Origin of the sequence: Rhodococcus sp. IEGM 1330 (genome assembly GCF_033142445.1) — a bacterium.
In the GTDB taxonomy this organism is placed as follows: Bacteria; Actinomycetota; Actinomycetes; order Mycobacteriales; family Mycobacteriaceae; genus Rhodococcoides.
This window is the reverse complement of sequence record NZ_JAWLSB010000007.1, coordinates 1-16,924: the sequence shown is the minus strand read 5'-3', so window position 1 is coordinate 16,924 and position 16,924 is coordinate 1. Positions and strand designations below refer to the sequence as shown.

The window sequence follows — 16,924 nt, the reverse complement described above, 5'->3', positions numbered from 1 at the left end:
GAGGCCGGCATGGCACGCGCAGGATTGACCGCGCAGCGCATCGTGGCAGCAGGAGCGGATCTGGCCGATGAGGTCGGCTTCGATCGCGTCACCGCCAGTGAGATAGCCAGACGCTTCGACGTCAAGGTGGCGAGTCTGTATTCGCACCTGAAGAACGCGCACGAGTTGAACGTCGGGATCGCGTTGCTGGCGTTGGAGGAACTGGCCGATCGGGTGTCCGAGGCCCTGGCGGGTCGAGCGAGCAAGGACGCGTTGGTAGCCGTGGCCAACGCGTATCTCGACTACTCGCGCGAACACCCTGGTCGATATGCAGCGACTCAGTTTCCACTCGATCACGAGACCGCGATCAACAGCGCCGGAGTTCGTCATTCGGCGATGATGAAGGCGATTCTCCGCGGGTACGACCTCGGTGAAGAGGATCAGGTACACGCAGTTCGATTGCTCGGCAGTGTGTTTCACGGCTACGCCAGCCTCGATGCGTCGGGCTCGTTCGGTCACAGTGCACCCGACTCGCAGCAGTCCTGGGCCCGCATCCTCGACGGAATCGACACACTCTTACAGCACTGGAGGCAGTGACATGGAACCGATCTCGGAACGCGACATCAGGTCTTCGTTCGTCAACTCGTCCAAGGGCGACGCCGGTAGGCTCTCCCTTCCCGAGATGTTCGACGCTGTGCCGTGGGAGGATCTCGACTTTCTCGGCTGGATCGACCCCAAAATGGCAGGGCGCTGTTACATCGTTGTCCCGCAGGGTGATCAGCTGCGCGGAATCGCACTGCGCTACAAGCCTGGCGGGCCCCGCACAGCACAGATGTGCAGCATCTGCCTCACCACGCACGCCAACGGCGGAGTGTCGCTGATGGCTGCCGCGAAGGCGGGCGAATCCGGCAGGCGCGGCAATACGGTGGGCACCTACATCTGCTCGGACCTCGCGTGTTCGCTTTACGCACGCAAGAAGAAGACCCCGGCGTTGGGTCGTCAGTTCAAGGAGGACTTCGACGTCGAGACACGGACCGCGGCAGTCGAAGACAACATCGCCGCGTTTCTCGCTCGCGTTCTCGATTGATCATCTGATGGTGTGCACTCGGATGCCGGTGTCCTCGGGTTCGACGTCGTCGCGCAGCACGAATCGCCCGTCGTAGTCGCCGCCGTTCTGGGTGCGATAGGGGATGGGCCGGTCGGTGGGCAGGCTCTTCACTCGCTGCAGTAGCTCTGATTCTGCTGCAGCGTAATCAGTTTCGGTCATCCGATCGGCGCTCGCCACGAGAACGGGCGGCAGCACGGACATTCCGGTGTAGAACAGGATGCCATGCTGAATCGGGTACAGCATCTCGTCCAGATCGCCGTTGATGCCGCGCGGGGAGACGGTGTGTTCGCTGCCGCCCATGCTGACGACGACCATCGCACGCTTTCCGGCGAGCATGCCGTCGCCGTAGCGCCGCGAGCGGCCGTCCGCACACCGGATGCCGTATCCGAATCCCTCGACGAACACGCGATCCACCCAGCCCTTCATGATCGCGGGCATCGAGAACCACCACAGCGGAAACTGCAGCACGACGGCATCGGCACGCAGCGATTTCTGCTGCTCGGCCACGATCTCCGGGGCCAGAGTGCCGGCTGCGAGAGCTGAGCTCGACGCGGTCGCCACCTGGAATCGCTCTGCCGGATCATGGTCGTAGTCCGCTGGCTGGACCACTGGATTCCACTGCATCGCATACAGATCCGATTGCTCGACGGTATGGCCGTCGGCGCGGAGTTGTTCCAGGGCTGCGTCGCGCAGGGAACCGTTGAGGGAGCGGGCGTCTGGATGGGCATAGACCCACAGGATGTTCATGCAGTCGATCCTGGGCTACGTCGCTGTTCGGAACCAGTGGCATGAAAGACAACATGTGAAAGAATCCGGCCATGACGCATCGCATTGCGGTTTATGTGCGCGACGGTCTCCTCGCCATGGAGTTGGGCATCGTGCATCGTCTGTTCGGACAGGCGCGATCCGAGTCCGGCGAGCTGCTGTACGAGGTGGTCACTTGCACCGACGTGCCCGGTCCGGTTCGCACCGACTCCGACGTTCGGATACTCGTCGAGCGAGGGCTCGACGCCGTGGCCGAGGCCGACACCGTCATCGTGCCCGCCTCCGACGCCGACTACGCGTCCGATAGCGCTGTCTCCACCCTGTTCGACGCGGTGTCGACACAGAGGTTGGCGTCGATCTGTACGGGGTCATTCGTACTGGCTGCGGCGGGCGTGCTCGACGGCAAGCGGGCCACCACTCACTGGAAGTCGGCCGCTCGATTCGCCGAGCTGTATCCGCAGGTGCTGCTCGACCCCAACGTGCTCTACACCGAGGACGGCAACGTGTTGACCGCGGCAGGGGAGGCCTCGGGAATCGATCTGTGCCTGTACATGATTCGACAGGACTTCGGTGCGGCAGTGGCGAATCGGGTGGCGCGCGGAACCGTCGTGCCACCCCATCGCAGCGGCGGGCAGGTGCAGTACATAGACACCCCGGTGCCGCGGACACACAGTACGTCGACGGCCGACGCGCAGGAATGGGCGCTGCGCAATCTGGGGTCGGCCCTGTCCGTGGAGGATCTGGCCCGGCACCAGGCGATGAGTGTGCGGACGTTCTCACGCAGGTTCGTCGCCGAAGTCGGTGTCTCTCCGGCTCGTTGGATCGTGGCGCAGCGCATCCAGCGGGCACGTGAGCTGCTCGAAAACACGGACCTGACCATCGAACGCATCGCGCACGACACGGGCTTCGGCACGGCAACATCGTTGCGAAACCAGCTTGCTGCGGAGTTGGGGGTCTCGCCCAGCGCGTACCGGGCGACATTCCGGGTTGGCGGTTGACTCGCCTACCACAAGCCGCCGACAGGTTTTGGTTAGCGAATAGTTATGCAGGGCAATAGTGTTCGATTGCACTATGGTTGTTAGTCGAACGTGCGTTCGATACACTTCATGGCATGACCGCAGCGATCTGGCAACTGAGCGACAGCGAACTCCTCGCCGACGCTGCTGCGGTCTCCCACAAAATCCAACTGCTCGAAGCCCGGCGGATCGCCCTCGTCGGCGAGATCGACACCCGCGTCTCCCGCGAAAAACTCGGCTTCCCCGGACCCGCAGGCTGGCTCACCTCCACCACCCTGCTCTCGCCCTCCAAAGCGAACAAGATCGTCGCCCTGGGCCGCGGACTGAAGAACTTCCCCGACATCGCCGACGCCGTCAACACCGGCGTCATGACCATCGACCATGCAGCCTTGATTCTGACCTTCGCCGAAACACCCCCGAAGAACCTGCCGCAAGCCGGGCTGGACATCGCCCGTAAAGCCATGATCACCGCTGCGACCGGACCCCAAGCGCGCACCGGCCGCATCCGCGAAGCGATCACCAAACTCGACGACAGATTCGGCGGCAACAAACCACCTCCAGAGGACACCGACCGCAACGAATTCTTCGCCTCCAAGACCTTGAACGGCCGGTTGGTACTCAAAGGAGACTTCGATGCGATCACCGGAGAAAAACTCCTCACCGCACTCTCACCGCTGACCGAACCCCGACCGGCAGCCGACGGCACCCAAGACGACCGGAGTCCCGCCAGGCGCAGAGCCGACGCCTTCGGACACATCCTCGACCAATACCTCGCCTCGAGCAATCGCCCCACCGAGGGCGGTGAACGCCCGCACCTGAATCTGCACATCAGCCTCCGCGATCTCACCGACCTCCGCGACAGTGCCGACGCCGACGACATCACCGACGACGAAACCTCACGCGCAGCAGCCGAATCCGACACCGACGCAGTCGATCCGGTCGACATCAACACCGGACACCCGATCCACCCCGACACAGCAGACGCGTCTGATACACCCCCTGCCGCTGATCGCGGCGCCTATCGGGACCTGTTCGGCGACGGCACCACGGTCGGCTGGCTCCCGTGGATGGGACCGCTCTCCCGCAACACCTCCCGCCAGTTGGCCTGCGATTGTGTCCTCACTGCCATCGTGATGGACGAGAACGGCAACCCGTTGAACCTCGCCCGCACCGCACGCACCGTCACCGCCAAACAACGCAAAGCCCTCACCGCCCGCGATCACGGGTGCGCATTCCCTGGCTGCGGAAAACCTGCCGCCTGGACCGAAGGGCATCACATCTGGCACTGGGCCGACGGTGGCCCGACCGACATGAACAATCTGGTTCTACTCTGCCGATTCCACCACCGACTCATGCACCACTCCGACTGGGAAGTGTTCATCGGCACCGATGGCCACCCCTGGTTCGTCCCACCGGCCACCGTCGACCCGTACCGACAACCCAGACCATCCCACGCCCGAGCAGGCCCCCACATCGCCTGAGCCCCAGGAAAGACTCCAGCCCCGCACCGAGGACACGGTGCGGGGCTGGACGAGGTTGTTCGGCAGGCTGATTCGAGCTGTCAGTCCTTGTTCTTCTCCGCGATGAACAGCTTCTCGATGCGCTCCGCCTCGTCCTTCTTGGCGGCGGCCTCGTCGGAACGCTCAGCGGCCTCGGCCAATTCGGCCTCGGACGGCGCGGCGGCCAGCTTCTCCTGCTTGTCGACCTGCGCCTGCTGAGCCTTCTTGCGATCCTCGGCGGCCTTCGCGGTGGCAGCGGCCTGCTCGTCGGCCTTCTTCTTCTCGGCGGCAGCCTTACGCTCGGCGTCCTGAGCGGCCTCGCGCTTGCGCTGCTCGGCCTCCTGGCGGGCGTCGCGCGCGGCTTCCTGGGCGGAAGCGTCGGCTGCGCGCCGATCCTTCTCGGCGGTCTCGCGAGCGACCTTCAGTTCGTCGTCGGCTGCGGCCTTCTTGGCCCGAGCCTCGGCGTCGAGGCGCGCTGCCTCGGCGCGGTTCTCGGTGCTGTCGACGAGAGTCTCACCGCGATCGGCGAGGCCCTTGTCTCCCAACAAGTTTCCGACGGCGCGGTCCAGTGAACCGAGTGTGTGCTCGTACACCAGGCGCGCGGGTGATTCCGCACTCATCTTCTCGACGACGTTGGTCTCGATGAGCTGCAACGGAATTCGAGCGATCTTGTACTGAATACGAAGGATGGTCATCGGTATGGCTAGGACACTCATAAAGCGAAACTCCTGTTTTGCGGTAGTGGTTCAGGCCTGGTTGCGGAGCTCTTCGGCCTTCTTGCGATCGGCCTCGGCCTGCAGCAGAGCCTCCTGGTGCTTCTGCGCGGCGACCATTTCGTCGGAATCCGCTGCGGCCTGCTCGATGCGTCGGTCCTGATCGGCTTCGATCTGCTCGGCAGTCGCGTCGACCTCTGCAGCAGCGCGCTCCTGCGCCACTGCCTCCCGCTTCTCCTGTTCGGCGGCGGCCACCTGGGTCTGCCGCACCCGAGCCGCGTTGGCCTCGGTGACCGCGGCATTCTCTTGTGCGGCCTCCCGACGGCTCTCGGCTGCAGTGCGGACGTCGGCCAGTTCCTCGGCGGCTTCGGTGGCCTGTGCCTCGGCGACCCGCTCGGTGGCCTGGGCCTCCTTGTGCTCGCGAGCTTGAGCGGCCTGCAATTGGCCCTCGGCTGTCAACGAGTCGTTGCCGGTCACCGCACCCACGACCTCTTTGGCCTTGCCCTTGATTCCGTCGAGCAGTCCCTTGCGTGCTTCGCCCGCTACGTTCTCGTCAGTCATGTAACCCAGGTACCCACTGGCTGTTCGAGTAACCCCGCGTCGGTATCGGACGATACGATGCCCGACGAACGCATCAGCAGTGAGGAGACGTATGCCTATCGCCAAGATCAACGGCATCGACGTGAACTACCAGGTCAAGGGCAGTGGAGACCTGGTAGTTCTGATCATGGGCACCGGCAGCCCCGGTCGCGTGTGGGAGCTGCATCAGGTGCCCGCTCTCACAGCAGCGGGCTATCGGGTGTGCACGTTCGACAATCGCGGCATCGCTCCGTCGTCGGAGAGCACGCACGGCATCACCATGGAGGACATGGTTGCCGACACCGCAGGCCTGATCGAGCTCGTCCGCAACGGCGACGAGAAGGCGTATGTCGTCGGAACGTCGATGGGCTCACGCGTCGCGCAGGAGCTTGCTCTGAGCAGACCCGACTTGGTTCGCAAAGCCGTGTTCCTCGCGGGCCACGCCCGCGTCGACGAGTTCCAGAAAACCCTCGCCCACGGCGAACGAGCGCTGTACGACAAGCGCGTCGAGCTTCCCGGCACCTATTCGGCTGCGGTGACAGCGGTCATGAACCTGTCGCCTGCGACGTTGCGTGATTCTCGCGGGGCGCGCGACTGGCTGGACCTGTTCGAGTTCTCTGCCTCCTCGCCGTCCGCCGGAGTGCGTGCTCAGCTGGGCATGGAGGACGATTTCGATAGAACTGCGGCGTACCGCAGGGTGGCGGTGCCGTGCCTGTCGGTCGGATTCGCCGACGATCGGATGATCCCGCCGTACTTGGGCAAGGAGCTGGCCGACGCCATTCCCGATGCGCGGTACGTGGAGATAGCGGACGCCGGGCACTACGGATATCTCGAGCGTCCCGAGGCCGTCAATGCGGAACTGCTCGGCTTCTTGAAGGCCTGACGGCACCACGGCCCGACCTGCGTTGCTAGGGTCGTGTGGCACCTCACGGTGCAGACTTACCAACCAAACGTTCGCGACGAGTGAGGCGAGATGAGTACCAACCCGTTCGATGACGAAGACGGACGCTTCTTCGTGCTGGTCAACGACGAGGACCAGCATTCGCTGTGGCCGACGTTCTCCGAGGTCCCTCAGGGATGGCGTGTCGTCTTCGGTGAAGACACCCGCGCCGCGTGCTTGGAGTACGTCGAGAAGAACTGGACCGACATGCGTCCGCGCAGCCTGCGTGAGGCCATGGAGGCCGACGCTGCTGCACGCGCATCCGCTGAGGGAACCCCCAGCACAGAGGCCTGAGTTCCGCCTTTTACGAAGGACTCGTACCGCGCCGCCGACGAACAGTCGGTCGGCGCGGTTCTTCTGTGCGGCGAAGCGTCGGGCGTAGCAGTTCCTCGGTGCGCGCAATGATGCGTGGTCGACGCAAGGTTCGGGCACCCCACTCACCCAGGGTCACACCCGCGGCCAAGCCGCAACCGACGCCGAACGCCGCAAACAGTGAGCTGATGCCCAGCAACAATTGGTCGTTGAGTATCGCGTAGAGCCCGCGGTACAACGCCAGGCCGGGAAGCAGCGGAGTGATGCCCGCGACGGCGACGATCAAGGGTGGAATCAGCGCACGACGAGCCAACAGACCACCTGCGAATCCGACGACGGTAGCAGCGATGGCCGAGGCGATGATCGGTCCCACATTGAGCGTCTGCGAAAGCAGATACACCAGCGAGCCCGCGAAGCCTCCCATGAATGCAGCCGTCAGCGCACGCTGCTCGGCGTAGCAGGCCAGTGCATAGAACAGTGACGCTGCCGCGCCTGCGATCACCTTGGTGGGGACCTGCAGGATGTCCGGTGGGGCCAGGTTGCTGATCTGCGGCAGATCGCTGCCGATCAGCGCGGCCAATCGCAGAGACGTCGCGACGCCGGCGATGATGCCGCCGGTCATCATCAGTACTTCGAAGAATCTCGACACCGCCGTGATCGGGGCCCCGGTGATCGCGTCCTGCACCGAGCCGACGAGCGACAGACCCGACAGCAGCACGATCACTCCGGCCGCGATGACCTGCGACGGCGAGATACTGATGTTCAGCTGGTCCTGAAAGTTGTACAGCGTGATCGCCGGTGTCGCCGCCACGAAGCCGCCGACAACCTGCTGGAAGAAGAACGGCAGGCCCGCACGGTTGAGGACTCGTCCGATGCGGTCGATCACCATCGTCGTCAGGAAGCTGACCACAGCCACCAGCGCGCCACCGCCGAGCAGCACACTGATGGCCGCGGCCATGCCCGACCACGCCAGAGTCGCAATCCACCGGTTGTACGGGTGCGGGGCCTTGGTGATCTCCTCGAGCCGCTCCAGTGCCTCACTGGGCGGCACCATCTTGACGCGCACCGCGCGGATGAGACGGTCGACCTCGGCCAGCCGCGTGAAGTCCATCGACCGGTAATGCACGATCCGCATCGTCGACGCCGGAGGACGCGTCGGGCCGCGGTGCGCACTGAGGGTGATCGAGTTGTACGTGACGTCCACGTCGCAGCGCGCGAGCCCGTAGGTGGCTGCGATGAACTGGACCTGAGTTGCCGTATCCATCGCTGCCGTGCCCGAGGCCAGTAGTACTTCGCCGACACGAACCGCGAGGTCCAACACCTCCGCAACCGACGCATCGTCGGTCAGATCGATCGGACGAAGAGGCGACGGTGCCGCGGTCGGCGTATCGATGGTGGCCCGACGCTCACCGGTGAGACGGCTCAGCGAAGCCGTCAGGTCTTGCAGGAAAGTCATGACCGTCTTTACACGTTGCTGGGGTGATCCACGGACAAGGTACCTGTTGTTACTGAGCGTCCGATGAACGGATATGCTGGCTTCGCTTCACTGCCTCCTTAGCTCAGCGGTAGAGCACTCGCCTTGTAAGCGAGCGGTCAACGGTTCAATCCCGTTAGGAGGCTCCACCGAAAATCGGGCCTGAACTGGCTCTTTGCGTTTTCTCTAATGAGATTCATTGCCGATTAGGCAAGCTCGGTGTCACAGAATGTCACAAGTGCTTCCAAACTCGCCGGAACAGCGCCTGGTGAGTCCGCCTACGCCTCGGTGGACGGTTGCGGACGAATGCCGATCAACTCGCATCATTGGATGGCTCGTCGCGACGCCGGACGAGTGACTGCAAAGTGTCGGCCGCGCCCAGTAGCGCTTGGTTCTGGGAATGGACATAGGTGCGCATTGTGAATGCGTTGTCCGAATGCCCCAGCCATGCCGATATCACGGCAATAGGCACACCTTGAAGGTGCAGCAGAGTCCCGCACGTGTGGCGCGCGTCGTGGAGGCGTATGTCCGACACCTTGCTGTTGATGCATAGCCTGCGCCAATAGTCGCTGACCGTATCGGGATGAAATGGTCGTCCGACAGCGTCGGACACGACGTAGGTGCCGGGGCCGACGTAGGTCGAGCTCTGTCGTTCCACACCCTGCAAGCTGTGTGCAGTTTCGAGTGCGGATCTGAGGGCTGGAGTGAGGGGAAGCGTGCGCTTGGACTTCTCTGTCTTCGGCGGACCCTCTACGACGCGTCCATTGACCGAGACTCGCGTGTTGTTGATGGTCAGGCTACCGGCGTGAAGATCGACATCGTTCCATCGAAGCCCGCACAGCTCACCGCGTCGTAGGCCGCTCAGAGCAAGCAGCCAGGCGTGACCGTTCCGGTCGGACGTCGATGCTTCCAGGAGGCGTTGCACTTCGTCCTCCGTGAATGTCTGCATCTCGACGTGCACACGGGGCGCGCGGTCGACAAGCGCGGCGACGTCTCGTACCAATCGCCCTTCTCTCATCAGCCCGGTGAGGACCGCGCTTACGAGGTTGAGCATCGGATTGATCGAAGTGGCCTTCCACGGACGTCGCAATTGGCCATCGGGTTTGACCGAGCTGCCGGCCAGCAGATCGTTCACTAGAGCGTCCAAGTGGCCTTTGGTCAACTTCTGCACAGCTAGCCCGCCGTAAGTATCGCGTAGCGGTTGAAGGGCATGGGTATACGCGGCTTTTGTCGACTCGCGTATGCGTCGTCCGGCAAGCCACTCAGCGCAGGCCTCTTCAACCGTGGTGGTCGAGGAGGGAACGAATGTCCCCTTCGAGACTTCCTCGAGCACCTTGGACAGGGCTGCGCGAGCGTCCTTTTCCGTATGAAATCGACGACGCAACTGCGTTCGCTTCGATGCCCGGGTGCCGGTGGAGTCGGCAACACCAGCGTCGACGGTCATTTGATACCGCAACTCCGTACTGCCGGTAGACCGATTGGTGACGTAGATCTTCTTGATCTGTGGCGGCAGTTGCTGCCTAGCCATCCTCTTCGTCCTGTGTGTTCATGCCCAGTTCGGTCATCCGTCGAAAGAGCTCTTCCGAGCGCCGTCGCGCATCCTCGTGCAGATACTGCATCGACTCGATATGTTCGGCGGATTCGTTCTTGGATAATCCGTTTCGCAGTTGTACCCGGGCGCGACGCATGGCCTTGAGTGCGTCGAGCCATTCGCGAGTGATTCCGACACGATCGTTTCTCGGGTCGAAGGTGTCTCGGACCCACATGTCGAGAGGCGCTTCTGATTCCTCTTCAGTCCATTCTGAGCTCGGTCGCATGAGTCCGGCCTCGCCGCTGAACCAGCGGAGGGCATCGTAAGATTCTTGCGGCAGCCCAGGGAGTACTTCGACCTTCCCTTTGGGAAGGTCAGGGAAGACCAACTGTGCAGGTGAGACTCCCAGTGCCGCAGCCAATACAAGCAGTTCCGAGACGTCAAGGCTCTTCTTTCGGCCTGTCTCCAAGTCTGCAACCACCGACCGGGAAATTCCCCACCCGAAGTCGACAGTTCTGTCGGCGAGCTTTGCCGCGGACAGTGCGGAGTGGTCTTTACCCCGGAGTCGGCGAACTTCCGAGGCGACCCGGGCAACGATTGATTCCGCCCAAGACTGCGTCATAAGCACGCAGTCTAGCTGAAAATCCGTCCGTCTTGTGGGTGGGGTACGTAGTTGCTACTCTGTGGTGGAACCACATGGACTGATTCAATAAGTCCCCCAGGATGTGGCTCTACTACACAATCAGTGGAGGTGCTGAATATGCCCAGACGGCTGCTGTCTGTCCCGGAGGCTATGGCTTGCACGGGACTTGGACGATCCAACTTCTTCAACAAGATCGCGTCCGGAGAAATCCGGAGCGTGAAGGTCGGCAAGCGCCGACTGATCCCGGATACGGCCATCGATGAGTACATCGAAGGTCTCGAGGCGCAATCCGACGCCAGTTCAGGCGTCGGATGAGGCCCAGGGGTAACTGCCCCTCTGCACACTGAAACGCCCCCGGCGAATCTCGGTGTTACCAGCACCGAGGCCGAGGGGCGTCGAAACCACAACCCGTGAGGAAGGAGCTTCGCCACCGATCATAGAGCGTCTTGACAAGTGATTCAAGACATTTCGCTGACGCACCGTTCTCCGCCCTTGATTTCGGTCAGGGGCCGAACGGGCGATGACGCACGCTTCGATTCGCGATCGTGCGGTCGAACCCTTCTGCTCGCACTCGAACAAGCCTTCGCTATGAACCTTCTAGCAAAGGCCTGATGTGTTGCAGCAGCGTCGTTTTCTGGCAGAGCCCGACGTAACACCAGCCTGCCGCCGGCCTGTGCACCCTGTGTAAATCCTCTGAGAACGGCCTCGAGGCACCACGCGCTCGACTGATCATCGCGCGAGTGGCGATACCGAGCAGCCGCGCGTCCATCGTGACGCGGGGCTATCGGACGTGGAGCGGACAACGTGGGTGCGGAAATTGGCTCAGGGGCCATGGGGGGTCCGAGACAGACCGACGAAGTACCACGCCTTTGAACCCAGCCACTATTGAAGAGGACCCATGAGAACCCTTGACCATCATCGAATCGAGCCTCACCTGCTTTCATTCGCAGGTCGACTTCACCCGTCACTGCCTGTGCGGCTTGGTTATCGAGCCGGATTCCCCAAGCCCGCCTTGGCATCAGCGGCCAAGCGTGATGAATATCCAGGCTGTAGTCATTACGAATCCAATGACGCACTGCACGAGCTGTATTCAGCCGTACATCGAATACCAGCAAGGCTTGAATCGCCCGTCTATCGGTCATCACCTGATTGGCCACCAGTGCCAGTGTCGCGTGCATCAGGTGCAATACACGCCATAGGCGTAACGGATCCGACAGAGCCCACTCGCACCACAGGTCCTTTACCGCTCTCGCTTCCCTCTCATGTGTTGTCGGGCAATAGGCCCCATTCGGGTGATGCCTCCGTCACCAGTACGGCGACCTATTCACCTAACGCCCTCCGCGGCTCCGATACATCCCTCAGCCGACTGGGGTGCAATGCGTCCCTCGCCACCATTTCGCTCATTACCCGAAACTCCTGCAATGGAAGTGAGACCCACCATGCCCGCTGACATCATCGCGTTCTGCAACCAGAAGGGTGGCGTGGGCAAAACCACCGAGACCTTTCACCTCACCGACGCCGCCGCGCGTGCGGGCAAACGAGTTCTCGTCATAGATATAGACCCGCAAGGCAACCTCAGTACGGTCCTCGCCGCAGAGTCACTTGCTCTCGACGACCTCGGTGTCGCAGACGTGCTTTCGGACTCTTCGGGAGCAACGATCAGCGACACAGTCGTACCCTGCATCTGGCCAGGTGTCGACCTGGTCCCGACAGTGCCCGGGAACGAATCACTCGCGTATGTGAGAGACCAGCTGGTGGTTGCGGGAGCGGGGCGCGAGCGCCGACTTCGAGATGCGCTCGAAACCGTTGCTGATCAGTACGACGTCATCCTGATCGACTGCCCGCCCAGCTTGGACCTGCTGACTATCAACGCACTCGTCGCGGCACGCAAAGTTGTTGTCGTCAGCCAATCTGCGCTGTTCTCGGCGAACGGCTTGGCGCGATTACGCCGGACAATCGACGCGGTCAGACGAAGCTACAACGCCGACCTCCGCCTCCTCGGTGCGGTGATCAACCTGCACGAGAACCAAACCATCGCCGGCCGAGAACAGCTCATCGAGATTGCAGCCAGCATTGACATTCTTGGTGATCCAGTGCCGAAACGAGTCGTCATCAAAGACTCGATGGAATCGCAGACCAGTCTGAAGGACTGGGGAACAACCCAAGCGCGGAGCCTGTGGACTATCTACCGCGACACAGTCGAGATCCTCATTGATGGAGAGCAGTAATGGCGCGGCCCGAGCGGATGAAGAGTGCACTGGCCGGATCAAGCCCCGTGGATCCACCTCAGCCGGGGAACGATACGTCTCAGCCTATCGCGGAAACGGCTCTGGTACAGAAGAACTTGGAATCAACGGTGGATCACAGCAAGTGCAAACGCTCGTACTATCTCTACACGGCCACTGTCGACGATCTCCTCAACGCCGCGGAGGCACTATCCGCGACACCGGGAGCGCCGCGTGGCCCATCGGATCTGGTCAACGCAGCGGTGGAGGAGTACCTCGAGTCGCTGCGTCGTCGGTTCAACGACGGCAAACCGTTCCCCAAACGGACAGGTCCGCTCGCGCGTGGACCCAGGATTCGCTGACCGGTCTATCACCGAGCCACTGCATTTTTCACCCGCTATCGCGGCTACATCGCACACCAAGTCGGTCCGACACAGCTGCCGACCGACACATTCCCGGAGATCAGGAGGCAACACACATGGATAGTTCCGTACTCGGTATCGAGAACCTGCCGTTGCTTACGCTGGACGAGGCGAAAGCTCGGGCTCTCGACATCGACTTCCACCGCTGCGGTTCAGCGTGGATGCACGGCAAGATTGTTCCGCACTGGTTGTTGCAGGCCGCAATTCGGTCCGGTGCAGTTGTCTACGACCGTTCCGTTTGGGGTGAACTGGCTCTGTCTGCAAACTTCACCGAAGCCAATCGACATGAAATTACCTTCGTTATCACCTACGGGTTGGACGGTGCCCCCAACGTCGTGGACGGGAAGGCAACCGACTACCCATCGAACTTCAACGAACTCGATGATGCTGCCCAGGACGCAGTACCGTCGACGCTTGTACCGAGCACTGAAAATGCACTCGCTTGGTTGACGTTCCTCGTTGATTCGATCAATGAGCTGCATGACCGGACTTGCTCACTCGTGGGATGGTGGCCGCACTAGTCGGATCTTCCTGCCTCTGTTCACGAAGTCGTTTTACGACGGCAGAGTGCTCTTCATGGTGTTGTACGCCGTTCCGAAGCCACCGCACAGGCGGAGTCGCCCATGTTGGTCATAATGCCGAGGCGGTTGAGGGTGGAGAAGCTGAACTCGGTTCGGGCACGATGCAACAGGTGGGTGGCGTTTCAACAGGAGTTCGCCGCCACCAAGGCGAGTCCACGAGACCTTCCTCCTCGAATGATCCCGGAGGGGGAGGCTGCCCACGCAGGCAGACATCTGCACGACAATCCCTTGTCCGATACAAGTCCACCTGCCACCGCCCGAATCGCCTACGCAGGCCAGGACCGATGACGCAGGACACCGCCGTTACGGCCCGGGCTCCAGTCTGATGCGCCTCGACCGGCCAGGGGCCATACTCTGGAGGGGTGGACATCTTGTTATCGACCAGCGTATTGGTACAACATATTGACGTCGCCGCAGATTTGGTGAAAGCGAAGGCTATGCGAACTGTCGGGGTACCGATCCACGAGGCCCGGTTGACGGAAGCGTTCGCGCAAGACGCACACAACCTCATGCCTCCTGGGGCAGGTCGTAGCCTCCACCTGATGTTGGAACCACGAATCGGTCGAGGTCGGCCGGATGTGCTCCTGCTTGCAATCTCATCAAGTGGACTTATTTCGTACCTACGTAAGGCCAATCGACTCGCGACCTTTACCGAGGCGCAGGTTATTTCTGGCGATGTCGACGAACCGGTAGGGGTGTCGGCTAGTTACGCCCGAGACCTGCGGTCGAAGATGCAGGCGGCGAACTGGAAAGATTCGCAGCTTGCGCACGCGAGGAACCTCGTCCACGACTCACTCGCAGTGGAGGCGAAGATGTCGGACTGGCGGCGTGCGGTGCGGCAGGTGGCGCGATTCGGGCCGATGGCCCACCGCACTGCAATTTTGATGCCAGAGAACGTTGCGGCTCGAGTCGACTTGCCCACGTTAGACGTTTACGAGAGCGGTCTGATTGAAATGTCGGGCGATCGGCTGTCGTGGCTGCGTACTGCTCCTAAGCGTCCGCTTGGTGACGCGCAAAAACTCTGGCTTCTCGAGCTCCTGCATCGACAGCTACAGCGCGATTAGATCCCCTCTGCGTTGCGCATTTCCTCAACCGCGTGAAGCAAGTTGGTGACGCGTCCAGCATAAGCGGGCGGCAGCACTACCCGGTCTCGTGCAATACGGCTGTAGAGGCTCGATGCTTCCCTGAGCGATTTTTCGACTGTGTCGAGTCGAGTCGGTACGTCCGCCGAGGTGGTCCCTGCCTCGGCCCTTCTGGACAGTTGCATCATGAACTGCACTTGGGCCTCGGCCCGCGTCCAGGACGACAAGGCACGGGTGGCGAAGGTTGCGCTTATTTCTGGAAGCACGATGTCGTCGCTGTAGGGGAGGTTCATGACGTATGACAGTTCCTCTTGTGCCTTTAGTGAGGCCCACAGAGCGGGTAGATACACCCTTGCAGTGGGGGGCTGACCACCGGCGGGAGACGGTTGCCATTTGGAGATAAAGAACTGTCTTAAGGTGTAGAACCACCCAGAAGATATTGCGGTCGCGCCAGCGGCGAGACCTAGAAGTCCTTCGAGATCCGAATACCCCCAATGTACTTCATATTCGTTGACCTCTGACAGGGTGTAGACAAGCCGGAGCAAGTTGGACAAGCGGTTCGAGTCCCAAGGTGCGGGCGGATACCCTTTTGTTGCGCGGTTGACAACTAAGTAGAAACCCCGAACATCGATAGTTGTGACAACGTCGAGCCAGTCGGCAATGTCTTTCCAATTGCTTAGCGCGCCCTCATCAATGGCGACACTGGCAATGGTTCGATCTCCTCCCCACGTGTCGACGGCAGATCGGGCGTACTGGAGAGCTAGAGGTGTCCAGATATCTGTAAACGTCGACTGGATACACGTGGGTGCTATCAAACGGTTGTGAATGCCGACCGCAGTATTGGCGGCCTCGATCGACGCTATTTGGCTGGCGACATCGCCAGCGCTTTGCGACCACTTGATTCGGCGGAAGTTCAAAGCGTGGGCTGAGTGGCGTCGAGCCGAGCCAGCTGGGGTTGAGGAGTAGATGTAGGATTGAGGATCGAGGAGCACATCGAGGCCTCTCGACCGAAGTCCTGTCACCGTTGTCTTAAGTGCAGCGACATCTTCGTCACCAGGGCTGAGCACGACTCCAGTGAGGGAGCCTTGATCGTAGACATCGAAGATCTTGCTGCCCTTGCCGTATCCGTGTTGAACATAGAAGCTCATACTGTAACTCCAAGTCTGCGCAGCGGAATTGACACATTTCGATACCGCTGGCTGGGGCGCGGAGCCAGCAGACGCGTGATGACTGCCTGAAGGTCCTCATCGCAAGACACGCCCTCGAAAGAGGAGGCGTCGAAGCTTTGTAGTCTCCGAAAATACTCGCTACTGTCTATTTTTTCGTACCAGAATGGATGGTGCCCGACAAGCGCTTCAAATGCGACAATCCCGATCTGGAAGAGATCTGTTCTGAAGTCGATTTCTGCGATCCGCCTCATCTCGAACTGCTCAGGTGCGGCGTATCTACCAGTGCGCGGCGATGCGCCGTACGCATCGGTGAGGGGTGAGAGATCATTATGGTATGCAATTCCTAGATCAAGCAGAACCGGAGAACCGGCATCGTCGAAGACAATATTTCCGGGTTTTATGTCGCGGTGCACAATCCCTGCGTGCGACCACATTGCGTTGACTGCTCGGAGTAGCGCAATAACCAGACGTCGAGAAAGATCCTCGTTTCCACCGGACGTCTTGATGGCCTGATCGAGAGTCCCCCCTGAGTAGTAAGGCTCCGCATACCAAATGTAGTCACGCTTCGAAAGCCTGCATTTCCTGGGCGGCTCGACGAGCTTTACCACGTGGGGCGAATCGACCTGGGACATACCCTCGATCTCGCGGCCGAAGCGCGTCGGAAACGGGATGGAATCGTCGGAGTCAAAGTCGTCCTCCGGCAGTGGCTCCTTTACAACTTTGATGACGATGTCGTCTGATCCGCTACGGCCTCGGTAAGCAACCTTGTACGAACCCTCCCCTAACTCAGGTAGGACCAGTTGATAGTCTGAGGTTCACCCCGGATGGTGGACACCGAGATAGCGGGACCGAGGGTTCCGCTGGAAGGATGTCCTCATGTCCCGCA

General features: G+C 61.4%; 20 protein-coding genes and 1 tRNA gene. 13 read left to right on the top strand and 8 right to left on the bottom strand.

All coding sequences use genetic code 11. From position 1 onward, the window contains the following. The first annotated feature begins 9 nt into the window (after nucleotides 1–9). Entirely contained in the window at nucleotides 10–576 is a 567-nt protein-coding gene (locus R4P57_RS16995) for a TetR/AcrR family transcriptional regulator (RefSeq protein ID WP_317803985.1), read from the top strand. A gap of 1 nt (nucleotide 577) precedes the next feature. Next, nucleotides 578–1,066, top strand: coding sequence for an FBP domain-containing protein (locus R4P57_RS16990; RefSeq protein WP_317803984.1), 489 nt, complete (start codon nucleotides 578–580; stop codon nucleotides 1,064–1,066). On the opposite strand, the gene R4P57_RS16985 is transcribed toward R4P57_RS16990, so the two are convergent. Next, nucleotides 1,067–1,834 carry an NAD(P)H-dependent oxidoreductase gene (locus tag R4P57_RS16985; RefSeq protein ID WP_317803983.1) on the bottom strand — a complete coding sequence of 256 codons (768 nt, stop codon included), beginning with the start codon at nucleotides 1,832–1,834 and terminating at the stop codon, nucleotides 1,067–1,069. Nucleotides 1,835–1,905: 71 nt separating this feature from the next. Here R4P57_RS16985 and R4P57_RS16980 point away from each other — a divergent pair, with 71 nt between their 5' ends. Both R4P57_RS16980 and R4P57_RS16975 read left to right on the top strand, forming a co-directional pair. Continuing rightward, nucleotides 1,906–2,850 carry a GlxA family transcriptional regulator gene (locus tag R4P57_RS16980; RefSeq protein ID WP_317803982.1) on the top strand — a complete coding sequence of 315 codons (945 nt, stop codon included), beginning with the start codon at nucleotides 1,906–1,908 and terminating at the stop codon, nucleotides 2,848–2,850. A gap of 113 nt (nucleotides 2,851–2,963) precedes the next feature. Further along, nucleotides 2,964–4,349 (top strand): HNH endonuclease signature motif containing protein, encoded by a 1,386-nt coding sequence (locus tag R4P57_RS16975; RefSeq protein WP_317803981.1) that lies wholly within the window; start codon nucleotides 2,964–2,966, stop codon nucleotides 4,347–4,349. An 80-nt stretch (nucleotides 4,350–4,429) separates the two neighbouring features. Here the strand turns inward: R4P57_RS16975 and R4P57_RS16970 are convergent, their stop codons facing one another. After that, on the bottom strand, nucleotides 4,430–5,083 hold the full coding sequence (locus R4P57_RS16970) for a hypothetical protein (RefSeq protein ID WP_317803980.1): 654 nt from the start codon (nucleotides 5,081–5,083) through the stop codon (nucleotides 4,430–4,432). 30 nt (nucleotides 5,084–5,113) lie between these two features. Next, complete coding sequence (locus R4P57_RS16965; protein ID WP_317803979.1) at nucleotides 5,114–5,641, bottom strand: general stress protein CsbD; 528 nt, start codon at nucleotides 5,639–5,641, stop codon at nucleotides 5,114–5,116. A gap of 91 nt (nucleotides 5,642–5,732) precedes the next feature. Here R4P57_RS16965 and R4P57_RS16960 point away from each other — a divergent pair, with 91 nt between their 5' ends. Both R4P57_RS16960 and R4P57_RS16955 read left to right on the top strand, forming a co-directional pair. Continuing rightward, a complete protein-coding gene (locus R4P57_RS16960; RefSeq protein WP_317803978.1) occupies nucleotides 5,733–6,542 on the top strand; it encodes an alpha/beta hydrolase in 810 nt (269 codons plus the stop codon). 90 nt (nucleotides 6,543–6,632) lie between these two features. Continuing rightward, a complete protein-coding gene (locus R4P57_RS16955) occupies nucleotides 6,633–6,893 on the top strand; it encodes an MbtH family protein (RefSeq protein WP_008710007.1) in 261 nt (86 codons plus the stop codon). A gap of 10 nt (nucleotides 6,894–6,903) precedes the next feature. Here R4P57_RS16955 and R4P57_RS16950 read toward each other — a convergent pair whose 3' ends face one another. Beyond that, nucleotides 6,904–8,367 carry a threonine/serine exporter family protein gene (locus tag R4P57_RS16950; RefSeq protein ID WP_317803977.1) on the bottom strand — a complete coding sequence of 488 codons (1,464 nt, stop codon included), beginning with the start codon at nucleotides 8,365–8,367 and terminating at the stop codon, nucleotides 6,904–6,906. Between the two features lie 92 nt (nucleotides 8,368–8,459). On the opposite strand from R4P57_RS16950, the gene R4P57_RS16945 reads away from it, so the two are divergent. Beyond that, nucleotides 8,460–8,534 (top strand) — tRNA-Thr (locus R4P57_RS16945). A 164-nt stretch (nucleotides 8,535–8,698) separates the two neighbouring features. Here the strand turns inward: R4P57_RS16945 and R4P57_RS16940 are convergent. Further along, on the bottom strand, nucleotides 8,699–9,913 hold the full coding sequence (locus tag R4P57_RS16940) for a site-specific integrase (RefSeq protein ID WP_317803976.1): 1,215 nt from the start codon (nucleotides 9,911–9,913) through the stop codon (nucleotides 8,699–8,701). Continuing rightward, a complete protein-coding gene (locus R4P57_RS16935; RefSeq protein WP_317803975.1) occupies nucleotides 9,906–10,538 on the bottom strand; it encodes a helix-turn-helix transcriptional regulator in 633 nt (210 codons plus the stop codon). The genes R4P57_RS16940 and R4P57_RS16935 overlap by 8 nt, the downstream gene beginning before the upstream one ends. 138 nt (nucleotides 10,539–10,676) lie before the next feature. On the opposite strand from R4P57_RS16935, the gene R4P57_RS16930 reads away from it, so the two are divergent. The 6 genes from R4P57_RS16930 to R4P57_RS16905 all read left to right on the top strand — a co-directional run bounded on the left by R4P57_RS16930 (nucleotide 10,677) and on the right by R4P57_RS16905 (nucleotide 14,851). Then, a complete protein-coding gene (locus R4P57_RS16930) occupies nucleotides 10,677–10,874 on the top strand; it encodes an excisionase family DNA-binding protein (RefSeq protein ID WP_317803974.1) in 198 nt (65 codons plus the stop codon). 593 nt (nucleotides 10,875–11,467) lie between these two features. After that, nucleotides 11,468–11,758, top strand: coding sequence for a hypothetical protein (locus R4P57_RS16925; RefSeq protein WP_317803973.1), 291 nt, complete (start codon nucleotides 11,468–11,470; stop codon nucleotides 11,756–11,758). A 177-nt stretch (nucleotides 11,759–11,935) separates the two neighbouring features. After that, nucleotides 11,936–12,787 (top strand): ParA family protein, encoded by an 852-nt coding sequence (locus tag R4P57_RS16920; protein ID WP_317803972.1) that lies wholly within the window; start codon nucleotides 11,936–11,938, stop codon nucleotides 12,785–12,787. 128 nt (nucleotides 12,788–12,915) lie between these two features. Continuing rightward, complete coding sequence (locus tag R4P57_RS16915; protein WP_317803971.1) at nucleotides 12,916–13,146, top strand: hypothetical protein; 231 nt, start codon at nucleotides 12,916–12,918, stop codon at nucleotides 13,144–13,146. 116 nt (nucleotides 13,147–13,262) lie between these two features. Next, nucleotides 13,263–13,727, top strand: a complete 465-nt coding sequence (locus R4P57_RS16910; RefSeq protein WP_317803970.1) for a hypothetical protein — start codon at nucleotides 13,263–13,265, stop codon at nucleotides 13,725–13,727. A gap of 422 nt (nucleotides 13,728–14,149) precedes the next feature. Continuing rightward, nucleotides 14,150–14,851: a hypothetical protein gene (locus tag R4P57_RS16905; protein ID WP_317803969.1), complete on the top strand. Its 702-nt coding sequence runs from the start codon at nucleotides 14,150–14,152 to the stop codon at nucleotides 14,849–14,851. On the opposite strand, the gene R4P57_RS16900 is transcribed toward R4P57_RS16905, so the two are convergent. Beyond that, nucleotides 14,848–16,017, bottom strand: coding sequence for a hypothetical protein (locus R4P57_RS16900; RefSeq protein ID WP_317803968.1), 1,170 nt, complete (start codon nucleotides 16,015–16,017; stop codon nucleotides 14,848–14,850). The two genes, R4P57_RS16905 and R4P57_RS16900, sit on opposite strands and share 4 nt — an antisense overlap. Further along, a complete protein-coding gene (locus R4P57_RS16895) occupies nucleotides 16,014–16,838 on the bottom strand; it encodes a serine/threonine-protein kinase (RefSeq protein WP_317804238.1) in 825 nt (274 codons plus the stop codon). The genes R4P57_RS16900 and R4P57_RS16895 overlap by 4 nt, the downstream gene beginning before the upstream one ends. Between the last annotated feature and the right edge of the window lie 86 nt (nucleotides 16,839–16,924).